Source organism: Marinobacter sp. L-80 (genome assembly GCF_056859395.1).
Genome location: NZ_JBSXOI010000075.1, coordinates 319,917 through 334,579 on the forward strand (window position 1 = coordinate 319,917; position 14,663 = coordinate 334,579).

Here is a 14,663-nt window from a genome sequence, read left to right on the forward strand (position 1 = left end):
CCTGCGCTCAGAGCCTTGCAAGGGAAAACGCCACTGTACTCAGCTGTCTTTCAGCGCCAGTGCGCGCTGGTACAGCTCATTCTTCGACAGACCGGTCAGCTCCGAGGCCATTTTGGCGACCTTCTTCACCGGAAGCTCTGCCAGCAAAACCCGAAGCACACGGTCCACATCCATGGTAGCCGCGTCATCATTACCAGGTTGCGCCATCGCACCTCGAACCATGACCACGAACTCCCCACGGGTTCCGTGGGGATCCTGCTCCAACTCTGCCAGAACCTCCGCAATCGAACCGGAATAGAAGGTTTCGAAGGTCTTGGTGATTTCCCGCCCCAGAACCATCTCACGATCCTCGCCCAGCACCTCGGCAATATCCCGTACCGACTCCAGAATCCTGTGCGGCGATTCATAGAACACCAGAGTGGCCGGCTCACTGGCCAGCGGCTCAAGACTGGCCCTGCGACCCGAGCGCTTGGCAGGCAGAAATCCCACGTACAGAAAGCGATCCGTCGGCAGGCCGGCCGCGCTCAGAGCCACTACCAGTGCACAGGGCCCCGGAATCGGGCTCACCCGATACCCCGCAGCCCTGGCGTCGCGCACCAGCACGTATCCGGGATCGGAGATAAGCGGTGTACCGGCGTCGGAGATCAGCGCCACATCGCGCCCGGCCTTAAGCTCAGCGAGGATTCCGGCTGCGCGATCTTTTTCGTTATGGTCATGCAATGCGATCATTCGCTTCTGAATGCCCAGATGGCTCAATAGCCGGCCACTGTGGCGCGTATCCTCTGCCGCGACCACATCCACGTGGGCGAGGGTCCGGGTTGCTCTTGGAGATAGATCATCAAGGTTGCCAATCGGGGTGGCAACAACATAAAGAGTGCCGCCCGGTTCATCCCTGCGGCTATCGGACGACGGGTAATCGCTGACCTCGTTTTTCAAAGCGTGTGCCTCTGTGATGGGGTATCCGGGAGCGTGACAGTTACGTCATGTGAATTAACCCCGGAGCTGTTAAACTTGCCAGCGTTAGTCTGGCGCTACAAGCCCAATCATCCGGAGTATGTCGAGCCTGCCATGTTAAATATCCGTATTCATCAACGAGCCCTGGCCAGCGTATTTACTGCCGCCCTTTTGTCGGCGGGCTGCGCCACCGTCAATCTCGAAACCCACGTCGCGCAAACGGCCGACCAGGCCCTCGAGCTTGCCGGCAACGAAGATAATATCGAGACCGCCCAGGCCTACCTCCTCCGGATCGCCAGCAGGTTTCAGGACCAGGGCAACCACGTGGCAGCACGAACGCTACTTCAAAGTTCGCAGCTGGCGCAACCGGCTGCGGACCTTGGCAACCAGAAACTCCTGCTAGCCATGGCAAGCGCCAAGGCCCTTGAGGACGAATCCTGGGCAGAGGCGCTTGCCGCCGAACTCACGCCGTCGACCTTTATAGAGTACCCGGCCGACCTGATGGCCCGGGCCGCCAACCTGCAGGCGGACACTTATGACCTGGCGGGCAAGCCGATGCCTGCGGCCATGACCCTTATCCTGCTGGCCCAGACGGATAACACCGCGGATGCGCAACAGATTCATAACCGCATCTGGTCCCTGCTGGAGAAGGTACCGGGCACCGAGCTGAGCTCGGCCTCTGCCGAAGCGATTGGCTATGAGGCCCAGGGCTGGCTGGAGCTGGCAAACCTGGTGCGCACTGCAGAAACCGGCATAGACGAGCAGGGCCGACTCATCCGGGGTTGGCAAAACAACTGGCCCGGCCATCCTGCCGCCCAGATTCTGCCCTCGGAACTCCAACTGATCGCCACACTGGCGGACAGCCGTCCGGAAAAAATCGCTCTTGCCCTGCCTCTCCAGGGCCCGCTGGCAACGGCGGGCAAGGCCATCCGGGATGGCTTTCTGGCAGCGTACTACCTGGATGACACTGCTGACCGGGGCAAAACCGACATTCGGATCTTTGATACCGCCGGCACGTCTTTCAGCGAACTTTACAAGCAGCTATCGGAACAGGATATCGACCTGATTGTCGGCCCCCTGGAAAAAGAGGCACTGGCCGGACTGGGTTCCATGAATACGCTGCCCGTACCCGCTCTCGGGCTGAATTACCTGCCGGCGGATACCAAGCCTGCTGACGGACTCTACCAGTTCGGTCTCTCGGCAGAGGACGAGGCCCGGCAAATTGCCGACCGGCTTGCCGCAGAACAGCTGCGGCAGGTTCTGGTGCTTATCCCCGGCGGCGAATGGGGCGATCGCGTTGAGGCTGCGTTGCTGAAACGCATGGCGTCCCATGAAGGGGTTGCCCTGGATATCGAGCGCTTCTATCGGGAAGACAACCTCAGGGCGGTAACGGCTGACCTGCTGGGCATTACCGTTTCCCGCGACCGGGCCATCCAGGTTGAACGCACCATTGGCATGAATGTCGAATTCGAGCCGCGTCGCCGGCAGGATGCCGACGCCATCGTCATGGTGGCAGAGCCCACTGTCGCCCGACAGTTCAAACCGCTTTTCGCCTTCTATTTCGGCGGGGACCTGCCTGTGTACTCGCCTTCCATTATCTATGAGGGCACACCCGCACCTTCACGGGACCGTGACCTGAACGGCGTTATTTTCACTGATATTCCCTGGGTACTGGGCGACGACAATGAGCTGCGTACGCGAGCTACCGAAAATCTGTCCGGAACCCGTGGCCAGCCCGGGCGCCTTTTCGCCATGGGCGCCGATGCGTGGCACCTGAGCAAACGCCTGCCGTTGCTGAAACAGGTTGAAAGCGCCTCGATATCAGGCCAAACAGGTGTGCTGACCATGACGCCCGAGGGCAGCATCCATCGGGAACAACTCTGGGCCCAGTTCCGCAACGGCGCCCCTGAACTCATTCCTGAACCGGTAACCGAAGAGGGAGAGATGGAAGGCGCTCAAGAGGAAGCCCCACCTCTCAGCGAATAACACCAACGGAGAAAAACAGTAGCCATGGATGGCACCAAAACCCTGGGTAACCACTTCGAGGGCGTTGCAGCCCGTTACCTCGCCAGTCGGGGCGTCCGGATTATTGAGCGCAACGTCTACAATCGCGGCGGCGAGATTGATCTCGTCGGACAGGAAGGTGAGACTCTCGTATTCTTCGAGGTCCGCTATCGGGGCGCTGGCAGCCTTGTAGATCCTGCAAGCTCCATCAATTACCCCAAACAGAAACGCCTGATTCGTGCAGTCTCGTTTTACCTGCACAGGCACGGGCTCTGGAACAGTCTCTCACGGATAGATGTGGTTGCCATCAGCCCGGGTACCGTCAAAAAATACCGGGTACAATGGATCAGGAATGCAATTCTGGCAGGATAGTGATACCGAAAATGACCGACACCGAACACCAGATCAACCAGTGGTTCGCAAGCCATATGGAGCATACCGCGCAGGCCGCGAGTACGGCCGGCCCTGCTATCGAGGAGGTTGCCAATGCCTTCGTGGAAACTCTGCTCCAGGACGGGAAAATAGTTACCTGCGCCAACGGTAATGCCAACATTCTGGCCCAGTACTTCTGTACCGCGCTTCTGAACCGTTTCGAACAGGACAGGCCGGCACTGCCCGCCATCAATCTCGGCGCCGACGCAACGACCTATTCGGCCATCTGCCGGGATAACCGTTTCAACGATACCTTCTCGCGTCAGGTCCGGGCGATTGGCAAACCCGGGGATCTGTTGTTCGTGATCGTCGACGATGGCCACAAGGCAAATCTTATCCAGGCTATCCAGGTTGCCCATGATCGGGAAATGAGTGTTGTGGTTCTTAGTGCCAGGGAGAAATCGGACATAACCTCTTTGTTGCATCCAGAGGACCACGAAATCGCCCTGAACGATCTCAGTCCCACGGAGGCTACACCTCTGCTGCTGCTCATCATCAATGCCCTTTGCGGGCTTATCGACGCAAAAATCTTCGGGGGATAAAAAAAGCCAGCGTAAGCTGGCTTTTCAAAACGAGTGCGCTGGCGTTATTTCACAACCTTGAGGGTAGGCCTGCCAGAGGGGCGATCCTCCTGACCAGGTGACGCCTGCTCACCATCGCGCTCCTTCGAGGTACCGTCAGGATCGGGAGAGCCCGGCTCACTGCCGAAGACCATGCCCTCGCCGTTTTCCTTGGCGTAGATTGCCATCACCGCCTGCAACGGAATAAACACCTGCATGGGCACGCCACCGAAACGGGCACTGAATTCCAGCGCTCCATTCCCGATGACCAGGCCGCGCACGGCGCCCGGGCTGATATTCAGCACAATCTGCCCGTTCGCGACATGCTCTGTCGGCACCTGCACACCCTGAATGCCTGCGTCCACTACAATGTAGGGGGTACAGTCATTGTCCAGAATCCACTCATTGAATGCTCGTACCAGGTACGGACGGCTGGACGTCATGGTGTTTTTACTCTCAGCCACTGCCACTCTCCTGCTCCGGCAAGCGGAACGTTACCAAATCAGCTGCGAATGTCTTCTTCCAGATCTGACAGGCTTGCCTTGAAGCCTTCCCGGCTGAAGATGCTCTCCATGTACTTCTGAAGTGGCTTGGCCTGCTTTTCATTCAGCTCAATGCCCAGCGACGGGAGACGCCAGAGGATCGGGGCAATACAGCAGTCTACGATGGTGAACTCTTCGGACAAGAAGAAGGGCATCTCCCCAAACAGGGGCGCCGTCGCCAACAGGCTTTCCTTCAGCTCTTTGCGCGCTGTCTCAGAAGCCTTGGCATTCGGCTGAGCCAGAATCTGGTCGACCAGGCCACACCAGTCTTTCTGGATCCGATGGATCATCAGACGGCTGTTGGCTCGAGCAACCGGGTATACCGGCAACAAGGGCGGATGCGGGAAACGCTCGTCGAGGTACTCCATCATGATGTTGGGCTCATAAAGCACCAGATCACGATCCACCAGCGTCGGCAGGGCGTTGTACGGGTTCAGGTCGGCCAGTTCAGCCGGCGGATTGTCGGGATCCACATCAACGATATCGACGGTAACACCCTTCTCTGCCAGTACAATCCGCACTCTGTGGCTGTAATGGCTGGCCGGATCCGAGAAAAACGTCATTGATGACCGCTTGGTCACAACGCCCATAGAACTACCTCACGAGTAAACAAACCGAAATGATCCTGAAAAAACGCAAAAATCCAGCGGGCCGGTTATGCCCGCTGGAACTCAGGGGACGGGATTATACCCTATTTCTCAGTGTACGTCCTTCCAGTACTCACGATTGAGCAGGTAGGCGAACACGAAGAAGATGGCCACAAAGATCAGGACAAAGATCCCCAGACGCTCACGCTCAAGCTTGATCGGATCACCCATGTAAGACATGAAGTTGGTCAGATCATACATGGCCTGGTCAAACTCTGCTCCAGACATGCTGCCTTCGATAGCGTACTCCGGGCAAACATCCGCGTTATTGATGTTGCCACTCAGGGGCTCAACGCTGGCCGGCGTTCCGATTTTCGGTTCAACGGCGCAGAGCCCCTGCAAATCAACCAGAACATGGGGCATACCGACATTCGGGAATACCACGTTATTGACGCCCAGCGGACGGGACTCGTCCTTGTAGAAACCGCGGAGGTAGGAATATACCCACGCTTCGCCACGCAGACGGGTTTCGAGCGTAAGATCCGGTGGCGGAGCACCGAACCAGTCAGCCGCCATGTCTTTGTTCATGGAGTTTTTCATCAGCTCGCCAATTTTGGCGCCGGTGAAGATCAGGTTTTCCTCATACAGCTCATCGGGAATTTCGAGATCCTCAGCCACACGCTTGTAGCGCGCGTACTCCATGGAATGACAACCCATGCAATAGTTGGTAAAGGTTGCCGCTCCGCGCTGGAGAGATGCCTTGTCAGAGTGATCTGACTCAAAGCTGTCCAGCGGCACGGTTGAACCCGCTGCCAGCCCGAGAGCTGGCAGGACCGCGATGAAAAGACCAAAAATCAGCTTTCTCATTATCCTGTCACCCTCTCTGGAACTGGCTTGGTTTTCTCCATGCGCGTATAGAACGGCATGAGGATAAAGTAGAGGAAGTACAGCACCGTCAGAATCTGGGCAACCATTGTGCGGCCTTCGGTAGCGGGTACAAGACCGAGATAGCCGAGGATCACAAAGCTCACCACGAAGATGGCCAGTGCAATACGGCTCAACCAGCCTTTGTAACGCATGGACCGTACCGGGCTCTTATCCAGCCAGGGCAGTACGAACAGGATGGCGATTGCCGCACCCATCACAACAACACCCCAGAACTTGGCGTCAAGACCGAACAGGTCGATCGTCACCGCACGCAGCATTGCGTAGAACGGAGTGAAGTACCACACGGGCGCAATATGATCTGGTGTTTTCAACGGGTTTGCCGGCTCGAAATTCGGCTTCTCGATGAACAACCCGCCACCTTCCGGGAAGAAGAACACCACGATAAAGAAGATGAAGAAGAAAACGCCCACGCCGAGAAGATCGTGCACGGTGTAGTAAGGATGGAACGGGATTCCGTCTTTGGGGATGCCGTTTTCGTCCTTGTTCTTCTTGATATCGATACCGTCGGGGTTGTTGGAGCCCACTTCGTGCAGTGCCAGGATGTGAAGCACTACCAGGCCCAGAAGCACGATCGGCAGCGCCACCACGTGCAGCGCAAAGAATCGGTTGAGGGTAATACCGGAAATCAGGTAGTCACCACGAATCCAGAGAGAGAGATCCTCACCGATCACGGGTATAGCACCAAACAGGTTAACGATAACCTGCGCACCCCAGTAGGACATCTGGCCCCACGGCAGGAGATAGCCCATGAACGCTTCAGCCATCAGGATCAGGTAGATCAGCATACCGAAGATCCAGATCAGCTCACGCGGCTTTTGATAGGAGCCATACATCAGCCCCCGGAACATGTGCAGATACACCACAACGAAAAATGCGGACGCTCCTGTGGAGTGCAGATAACGCAGCAGCCAGCCCCACTCGACATCACGCATGATGTACTCGACAGAGGCAAATGCACCTTCAGCCGAGGGGTTATAGCTCATGGTGAGCCAGATACCGGTCACCAGCTGGTTAACCAGTACCAGCATCGCCAGTGATCCGAAGAAGTACCAGATGTTGAAGTTTTTCGGAGCATAGTACTTGCCCAGATGCTTGTTCCAGGCTTCGATGACCGGAAGGCGCTCGTCCACCCAGTGAAGTAATTTGCTCATTACGCTGCCTCCGGATCAAGACCAATCGTGAGGGTCGAATCATCGTCGAAACGGTACGGCGGAACCACAAGGTTTGTGGGTGCTGGCTGTGCCTCGTATACCCTTCCTGCCATGTCGTAGCGGGAACCATGACAAGGACAGAAGAGACCGCCCAGCCACTCATCACCCAGGTCTGCCGGTGCAACTTCCGGCCGGTAGGACGGAACACAACCGAGGTGCGTACACAGCCCGACCAACACAGCAAATTCCGGCTTCAGCGACCGGAGTATGCCGTCGATGTACTCAGGTTGTTGCGGCACTTCCGAGTTCGGATCTTTCACCCGATCGTTAAGCTTTTCGATGTTCTCATTCATCTCGTCGGTACGGCGAATGATCCAAACCGGCTGACCCCGCCATTCAACGGTGATCTGCTGACCCGGTTCAATCTTGCTGATATTGACGGTTACCGGTGCACCGGCTGCTTCCGCTTTTGCACTGGGGTTCCACGACCCCAGGAACGGAACCGCCGCACCGACGACGCCGACTCCACCCACCACAGACGTAGCACCGATCAGAAACCGGCGCCGGCCTTGGCTAACGTCGCCATTATTCATTATGGTCTTCTCCCATCAGGCGATGCCACCGCCCGCAACACAGCCGACAATGCGCATCAAAAGGACTTCACAACCCAAAAATATAAGCGTCCAAATGGTAATGAAATTACCAGAGGCTTACAAGTCAGAAAGCCGCCGCTGGCGCCTCACCCCTGCTCCAGATCAATTTGCTGACAGATCACTCGAACATAAAAAAACCCGACCGAAAAGGGCCGGGTTTTCCAGGATCCTGCTCCAGCGAAATTAACGCTTGGAGTACTGAGGACGCTTACGCGCCTTGCGCAGACCCACTTTCTTACGCTCAACTTCACGTGCATCACGGGTAACATAACCCGCTTTACGCAGCGCCGGGCGCAAAGTTTCGTCGTAATCCATCAGAGCGCGGGTCAGACCGTGGCGAATTGCGCCGGCCTGGCCACTGATACCACCACCCTTAACGGTAATGTTGATATCAAAACGATCGGTAGACTCGGCAACCACCAGGGGCTGACGAACGATCATGCGCAGGGTTTCGCGACCGAAGAAATCTTCGATGGTGCGACCGTTGATGGAGATGTTACCGCTTCCCGGCTTGATAAAAACCCGAGCCGTGGATGTCTTGCGGCGACCAGTACCGTAATTTTGTGCTACAGACATATCCGCCTTCCGTTAAATGTCGAGTTCTTTGGGCTGCTGGGCTGCGTGAGGGTGCTCAGCGCCGGCATAGATTTTCAGCTTCTTGAACATGGCGCGACCGAGCGGTCCCTTCGGAAGCATGCCTTTGACAGACTTCTGGATGATTTGCTCGGGTGCCTTGTCGACCAGCTTCTCGAAGTTGATGGATTTGATTCCACCCGGAAAGCCGGTATGACTGTAGTACATCTTGTCAGATGCTTTCTTGCCGGTAACCCGCACCTGGCTGGCGTTGATCACTACAATGTAATCGCCAGTGTCTACGTGGGGGGTGTACTCAGGCTTATGCTTGCCCCGCAGACGAAGGGCGATTTCGGTTGACAGACGACCCAGCGTCTTGCCGGCTGCGTCTACAACGTACCAGTCACGTTTTACTGTTTCTGGTTTCGCACTCAGAGTCTTCATTGATTCCGCCTTGAACGCTATATAAGAAACGTTAAAAACCACCGCCGGTAAATGCAAGGCATCCGGAGGGGGTTCCATACCTGTGTTGCGTTGCCATCATTCGGGGCTGAGATAATGACATCGCCTTGAAAAGCCAGGGCGCGAAGTATACTCGAACCACCCAGGAAAGCCAACCCTGTGTCGATTCGTTTCGTTATTCCCCTATACCGGCAGTCGCCCAACCGTACAGCCCCGACACGTTATCCAGAAGCGCCGGCGCCAGATGCTCCGGCGACGTGCCACGGAGCTCCGCGAGCGCGTCCAGAATATCCGGCAGATAGCGTGGGGAGTTCTCTCCCTGTGGCACGCCTTCCGGCGCCATGTCCGGGGCGTCTGTCTCAAGCACCAGCGCCTCCAGTGGCAATTTTGCGACTGCGTCGCGGGTCTTTCGGGCCCTGGGATGGGTGATCACACCCCCTACCCCGATAAAGCACCCAAGATCGACCAGCTTTGCAGCCTGCTGGAAGCTTCCGCTGAATCCGTGAATCAGTGCTCGACCCTGCCACTGGCGACGATTGAGCACACCGTGAACTTCGTCATGGGTCTTGACGGAGTGGATCACCAGCGGCAAATTCAGTTCGTCAGCCAGCGCCACCTGGGCTTCAAACCAGGGCAACTGCGCTTCGAGACTTCCCCGGATTCGATCGAGTCCGCATTCACCGATTGCCACACAGCGGTCGGGACGACCCTCCAGCAATCGGCGGAGCTGAGTCAGATCTTCTTCAGAATGCTCTTCCACAAACCAGGGGTGAATGCCGAGACAGTAAAACAGACCATCATGAGCCAGCGCTGTCTCGCGGACGCGGTCCCAGTCCGCTCGCCGGACACCGGGTATCACCAGCCCCCGGAGTCCGCGCGATCGGCCCTGCTCAAGCTCTTTATCGCGGCGGCCATCGAACTGGGGAAAATCGAAATGGCAATGGGCGTCGATCAGCTGCACAGTCACCTCCGCCCGGAACCGTTAATGCTCCCGGGTCTTGTGGAACTGGATGTCCGGATACCGCTCCTGGGCCAGGTTCAGGTTGACCATGGTCGGAGCAATGTAGGCCAGCCTGTCACTCCCATCGAGGGCCAGGTTGTCGTTATTCTTGCGCTGGAACTCATCAAGTTTGCGCTCATCGCTGCAGGTGACCCACCGCGCAGTAGCTACGTTAATTGGCTCGTAGATGGCCTCCACCTTGTATTCGCTTTTCAAGCGACTGACCACCACATCGAACTGCAGCACACCGACCGCCCCGACGATGAGATCGTTATTCCGAAGCGGCCTGAACACCTGGACGGCACCCTCTTCGGACAGCTGTATCAGCCCTTTCTGGAGCTGCTTGGCCTTGAGCGGATCCTTCAGGCGAATCCGGCGGAACAATTCGGGCGCAAAGTTGGGGATGCCGGTGAACTTCATGTCGTCGCCAGCAGTAAAGGTATCACCCAACTGAATGGTGCCATGGTTGTGCAGGCCGATAATATCGCCGGCAAACGCCTGCTCGGCGTGTTCGCGGTCGCCGGCCATGAACGTCAGCGCGTCGGAAAACCGGACTTCCTTGCCAATACGGACATGACGAGCCTTCATACCCTGGTTGTAACTGCCGGAGACAATGCGGAGGAAGGCAACACGGTCACGATGCTGTGGATCCATATTTGCCTGAATCTTGAATACGAAGCCCGAGAACCCGTCCTCGGCCGGCTGGACCAGTCTCTGGTCGGTTTCCCGCGGTTGCGGCGCCGGGGCCCACTCCACCAGACCATCGAGCATGTGGTCCACGCCGAAGTTACCCAGTGCGGTACCAAAGAAGACTGGCGTCAGTTCACCGGCAAGAAAAGCTTCCTGGTCAAACTCGTGGGACGCGCCTTTGACCAGCTCAATTTCATCACGCAGATCGCCGGCGTAAGCGCCAATCGCCTGATCAAGCTCGGGATTGTCCAGCCCCGAGATAACGCGCTTGTCCTGAATCATATGGCCCTGGCCGGACTGATACAGAATAACCTCGTCCCGAAGCAGGTGATAAACCCCTTTGAAGCTCTTGCCCATACCGATGGGCCAGGTGATCGGTGCACAGGCAATTTTCAGAACTTCCTCAACCTCGTCCATCAGCTCCACCGGATCCCGGGTGTCCCGATCCAGCTTGTTCATGAACGTGATAATCGGCGTATCCCGCAGCCGGGTAACCTCCATCAGTTTGATGGTCCGTTCCTCGACACCCTTGGCGCTGTCAATAACCATCAGACAGGAGTCCACCGCCGTGAGCGTGCGGTAGGTGTCCTCCGAGAAGTCTTCGTGGCCCGGCGTATCCAGCAGGTTCACCAGCTTGCCACCATAAGGAAACTGCATGACGGAGGTGGTTACCGAAATACCCCGCTCTTTCTCCATTTCCATCCAGTCGGACTTGGCGTGCTGGCCAGACTTCTTTCCCTTGACGGTACCGGCCTTCTGGATTGCCTGCCCGAACAATAGCACCTTCTCGGTAATCGTGGTCTTACCGGCATCCGGGTGCGAGATAATGGCGAAGGTGCGGCGCTTGGCCACTTCCTGGGAAAGGTTAGACATAATCGAAAAGCAACCTGAATCTGAAGTTCTGGAAAAGGCGGCCATTATAGGCCCTATGCCGCTGTGACGCTAACTCGCACTGCAGTGATCACTGGCCGAGGGCAAGCATCAGGACCCGGGCATCCTCCCGCCCACTGGCAGACGGATAATACCCGGGGCGCTGGCCGATCTCGTGAAAGCCTTCATTCTGGTACAACGCGATAGCGGCATGATTGCTGTCCCTTACTTCGAGCAACAGCTGAGCCATACCTTCATGAGCTGCGGTTGCCAGAACATGCCTCAGAAGATAGCGCCCCACCCCCTCACCGCGGGCTCTCGGGTGGACGCAGATATTCAGCAAATGCGCTTCATCAACCATGTAGGCCACGACAGCGTACGCGGTGAGTTTGCCCCCATGGCAGGCACCCCAGAGCCGGTAGTTGTCCTTGAAACAATCCAGAAACACCGATTCGCTCCAGGGGTGCGAATAACCCTGGCGCTCTATATCGAGCACATCCGGGACATCCTCGGGCACCAGGGGGCGCACAATAAGATCGGCATCAAGAACTTTTTGGTAGGTTTCCGGATAAGGCATTAACGGGCGACCAGAGGCCGTATCTGTTGCCACAGGGAGCGCTTCAATGTCGGGTTGCCGGCAATCTCAGCAAGGGTGTGCGGAAACCGGACTGCTGCGTCGTGTCCAAGGGCTTCGCTCAGCCAGCTTTTTTCTGCATCCTCTCCACCCTGCAAGACGACAACCTGCTGACGTTCCAGGCCCGACAGAACACTGCGCATCACCTCAACAAAGTCATGGCCGGAGTTCCCGGGCACCAACAGATTGTTGAAGATAGGCCAGGAGACTTGCCCGAGCACTTGAGGCTGCTCCTCACCAAGGCTCTTGAGAATATTCAGTGCGAGGGTTTCCTGCAGTCGACTGCTGGCATCCGCAGACATACCTCCGATCAGTACCGCCCTGGTTCCCGCCCAGATCATGACGTTAACGTTTTCAGAGGGAATCCCGGCAGGCTGCTCTGACATGTCCTCTGGCGCTGCGGGCTCCGGAGAGTTCGCAGCGTCATCCGACACGGCAGGCGATTGGGGAGGCTGTCGGGAGGCGTTGCCTGGCGCGACAGCCTCACCTTCCATCAAGGCCTGAAGATCCGCTATTCGGGCCACGCCTTCAGTTCTATCTGGGCCCGTCGGTTTACGCGGCGCAGGGCGACCGGCATCTCTTACCGGACTGGGTATGGTTTCAGAAGTTCCAGGCATTGGCTCCGGAACCTGACTCTCCTCGGGAAACTCAAAATCCGGGCTTGGCGCCGCGCCGGGCAACGGTTGCCGGGCATACCACATGCGTATCCCCGCTGCTCCCAGATAAAACTGACGCTCTGCTTCCGATCCAACCATTACCTTCGCCTGTCGCGACTCACCGAATAACCATTCTCACACATCCGCGACCTGGGGATGCTGTCGAATTCCGCCCTTGCTGATCAGGTTCAGGGCCTCAATGTAAGCCTTGGCGGACGCGATGATGATATCAGTATCAGCACCCACGCCGTTAACGATGCGGCCACCGCGCTCCAGGCGTACCGTCACCTCGCCCTGGGCATCGGTGCCGCTGGTAATGTTGTTTACGGAATACAGCTGGAGATTGCAGCCGGAATCCACCAGAGATTCGATTGCCTTGAACGTGGCATCGACCGGCCCGCTGCCCTCGGCTTCAACCTTGTGCTCTTTGCCGTCTACGCTCAGCGTGAGATTGGCTTTGGGTACGACTCCGGTCTCCGAGCAGACCTGCATACAGACCAGGCCATAACGGCCGTCTTCCTCTTTCTGCCGGGTATCGGTGGCAATCGCCTGAAGATCCTCATCGAAAATCTCATGTTTCAGATCTGCCAGCGCCTTGAACCGTGTAAAGGCCTCATTCAGCTCCGTCTCGGTCTCAAACTGAATTCCGAGCTCCAGCAAACGGGTACGGAAGGCGTTCCGACCGGAGTGTTTGCCCAGGACGAGGCTGTTGGTATGCCAACCAACGTCCTGCGCCCGCATGATCTCATAAGTCTCCCGGTGCTTCAGAACCCCATCCTGGTGTATCCCGGATTCATGGGCAAAGGCATTGGCGCCGACGATAGCCTTGTTGGGCTGTACCGGAAAACCGGTGATTGTAGAAACAAGACGAGACGCCGGCACGATGTGCTGGGCATCAATGCGGGTATCGATATGGAACAGATCCTGGCGGGTACGAACCGCCATGACAATTTCTTCGAGCGCCGCGTTACCGGCCCGCTCACCCAGCCCATTGATGGTGCACTCTACCTGACGGGCTCCCTGGGAAACCGCCGCCAGGGAGTTCGACACAGCCAGACCCAGGTCGTTGTGGCAATGCACTGAAAAAATAGCTTTGTCCGCGTTTGGAATCCGGTTCAACAACTGACGGATGGTTTCACCGAACTGCTCGGGAATGGCATAACCGACCGTATCCGGGATATTGATCGTGCTGGCACCGGCATCGATGGCGGCCTCGATGATCCGGCAGAGGAAGTCCAGTTCGGAACGTCCGGCGTCCTCGCAGGAGAATTCGACGTCGTCGACATGACTCCGCGCGCGTTTCACTGAGCGAACCGCCTGCTCAATCACCTCATCCGGCTGCATCTGCAGCTTGTGCTTCATGTGAATGGGCGACGTGGCTATAAACGTATGAATACGCCCGCGCTGTGCCGGCCGGATAGCTTCTGCCGCGCGATCGATATCCTTGTCGAGCGCCCGGGCTAGACTGCAGATCGTTGAGTCCTTGATGGACTCGGCGATCGCTTTCACCGCCTCGAAATCGCCCTGGCTGGCAATCGCGAATCCTGCCTCAATAACATCCACCCGGAGCTTTTCCAGCGCTTTCGCAATGCGGAGCTTCTCGGCTTTGTTCATGGTGGCACCGGGGCTTTGCTCGCCATCACGGAGCGTTGTATCGAAAATAACCAGGTGATCAGTGGCAGGCATTGGCAGGCTCCATTCTGAGATGTCGTTCGTTATGGGGAGAGTATATCACCGGCCTGCCGTGAGTGAGGCCGTGAATTTCAGGCAATAAAAAACCCCAGCATCGAGGATGCTGGGGTTTTCGGTATTAGGAGCCTGACGATGACCTACTCTCACATGGGCAACGCCACACTACCATCGGCGCTGGTCTGTTTCACTTCTGAGTTCGGGATGGGATCAGGTGGTTCCAGACCGCTATGGTCGTCAGGCAAAACGGTTGATCAC

16 protein-coding genes and 1 rRNA gene are annotated in these 14,663 nt (G+C 57.3%); 3 read left to right on the plus strand and 14 right to left on the minus strand.

Annotated elements, in window-relative coordinates; translation table 11 throughout:
* Positions 1-39: 39 nt before the first annotated feature.
* Positions 40-936 carry a 16S rRNA (cytidine(1402)-2'-O)-methyltransferase gene (gene rsmI, locus AC13E3_RS18560; RefSeq protein WP_008176535.1) on the minus strand — a complete coding sequence of 299 codons (897 nt, stop codon included), beginning with the start codon at positions 934-936 and terminating at the stop codon, positions 40-42.
* A gap of 75 nt (positions 937-1,011) precedes the next feature.
* Here rsmI and AC13E3_RS18565 point away from each other — a divergent pair, with 75 nt between their 5' ends.
* From AC13E3_RS18565 to AC13E3_RS18575, 3 genes are read left to right on the plus strand one after another with little or no spacing between them, the layout of a single operon-like run.
* The gene (locus AC13E3_RS18565) at positions 1,012-2,940 is read left to right on the plus strand and encodes a penicillin-binding protein activator (RefSeq protein ID WP_227497880.1); all 1,929 of its coding nucleotides are present in this window, start codon (positions 1,012-1,014) and stop codon (positions 2,938-2,940) included.
* 24 nt (positions 2,941-2,964) lie between these two features.
* Entirely contained in the window at positions 2,965-3,330 is a 366-nt protein-coding gene (locus tag AC13E3_RS18570; protein ID WP_008176539.1) for a YraN family protein, read from the plus strand.
* Positions 3,331-3,341: 11 nt separating this feature from the next.
* The gene (locus tag AC13E3_RS18575; RefSeq protein ID WP_008176542.1) at positions 3,342-3,932 is read left to right on the plus strand and encodes a D-sedoheptulose-7-phosphate isomerase; all 591 of its coding nucleotides are present in this window, start codon (positions 3,342-3,344) and stop codon (positions 3,930-3,932) included.
* A gap of 44 nt (positions 3,933-3,976) precedes the next feature.
* On the opposite strand, the gene AC13E3_RS18580 is transcribed toward AC13E3_RS18575, so the two are convergent.
* The 13 genes from AC13E3_RS18580 to rrf form a co-directional block, all read right to left on the minus strand.
* Positions 3,977-4,393 carry a ClpXP protease specificity-enhancing factor gene (locus AC13E3_RS18580; RefSeq protein WP_169702205.1) on the minus strand — a complete coding sequence of 139 codons (417 nt, stop codon included), beginning with the start codon at positions 4,391-4,393 and terminating at the stop codon, positions 3,977-3,979.
* A 59-nt stretch (positions 4,394-4,452) separates the two neighbouring features.
* Positions 4,453-5,082, minus strand: coding sequence for a glutathione S-transferase N-terminal domain-containing protein (locus AC13E3_RS18585; protein ID WP_008176545.1), 630 nt, complete (start codon positions 5,080-5,082; stop codon positions 4,453-4,455).
* A gap of 108 nt (positions 5,083-5,190) precedes the next feature.
* Positions 5,191-5,946, minus strand: a complete 756-nt coding sequence (locus AC13E3_RS18590; protein WP_008176547.1) for a cytochrome c1 — start codon at positions 5,944-5,946, stop codon at positions 5,191-5,193.
* Complete coding sequence (locus AC13E3_RS18595) at positions 5,946-7,178, minus strand: cytochrome b (protein WP_008176550.1); 1,233 nt, start codon at positions 7,176-7,178, stop codon at positions 5,946-5,948. The genes AC13E3_RS18590 and AC13E3_RS18595 overlap by 1 nt, the downstream gene beginning before the upstream one ends.
* Positions 7,178-7,771 (minus strand): ubiquinol-cytochrome c reductase iron-sulfur subunit, encoded by a 594-nt coding sequence (gene petA / locus AC13E3_RS18600; protein WP_008176552.1) that lies wholly within the window; start codon positions 7,769-7,771, stop codon positions 7,178-7,180. The genes AC13E3_RS18595 and petA overlap by 1 nt, the downstream gene beginning before the upstream one ends.
* A gap of 243 nt (positions 7,772-8,014) precedes the next feature.
* A complete protein-coding gene (rpsI, locus tag AC13E3_RS18605) occupies positions 8,015-8,407 on the minus strand; it encodes a 30S ribosomal protein S9 (protein WP_008176554.1) in 393 nt (130 codons plus the stop codon).
* 12 nt (positions 8,408-8,419) lie between these two features.
* Positions 8,420-8,848 carry a 50S ribosomal protein L13 gene (gene rplM / locus AC13E3_RS18610; RefSeq protein ID WP_008176556.1) on the minus strand — a complete coding sequence of 143 codons (429 nt, stop codon included), beginning with the start codon at positions 8,846-8,848 and terminating at the stop codon, positions 8,420-8,422.
* A gap of 193 nt (positions 8,849-9,041) precedes the next feature.
* Positions 9,042-9,827, minus strand: coding sequence for a TatD family hydrolase (locus tag AC13E3_RS18615; RefSeq protein ID WP_008176559.1), 786 nt, complete (start codon positions 9,825-9,827; stop codon positions 9,042-9,044).
* A gap of 21 nt (positions 9,828-9,848) precedes the next feature.
* Positions 9,849-11,429: a peptide chain release factor 3 gene (gene prfC, locus AC13E3_RS18620; RefSeq protein WP_008176562.1), complete on the minus strand. Its 1,581-nt coding sequence runs from the start codon at positions 11,427-11,429 to the stop codon at positions 9,849-9,851.
* A gap of 88 nt (positions 11,430-11,517) precedes the next feature.
* A complete protein-coding gene (gene rimI, locus AC13E3_RS18625) occupies positions 11,518-12,003 on the minus strand; it encodes a ribosomal protein S18-alanine N-acetyltransferase (RefSeq protein ID WP_008176564.1) in 486 nt (161 codons plus the stop codon).
* The gene (locus AC13E3_RS18630) at positions 12,003-12,815 is read right to left on the minus strand and encodes a hypothetical protein (RefSeq protein ID WP_008176565.1); all 813 of its coding nucleotides are present in this window, start codon (positions 12,813-12,815) and stop codon (positions 12,003-12,005) included. The genes rimI and AC13E3_RS18630 overlap by 1 nt, the downstream gene beginning before the upstream one ends.
* 36 nt (positions 12,816-12,851) lie before the next feature.
* Positions 12,852-14,402, minus strand: a complete 1,551-nt coding sequence (locus tag AC13E3_RS18635) for a 2-isopropylmalate synthase (RefSeq protein ID WP_008176567.1) — start codon at positions 14,400-14,402, stop codon at positions 12,852-12,854.
* A gap of 130 nt (positions 14,403-14,532) precedes the next feature.
* Positions 14,533-14,647 (minus strand): 5S ribosomal RNA (gene rrf / locus AC13E3_RS18640).
* Between the last annotated feature and the right edge of the window lie 16 nt (positions 14,648-14,663).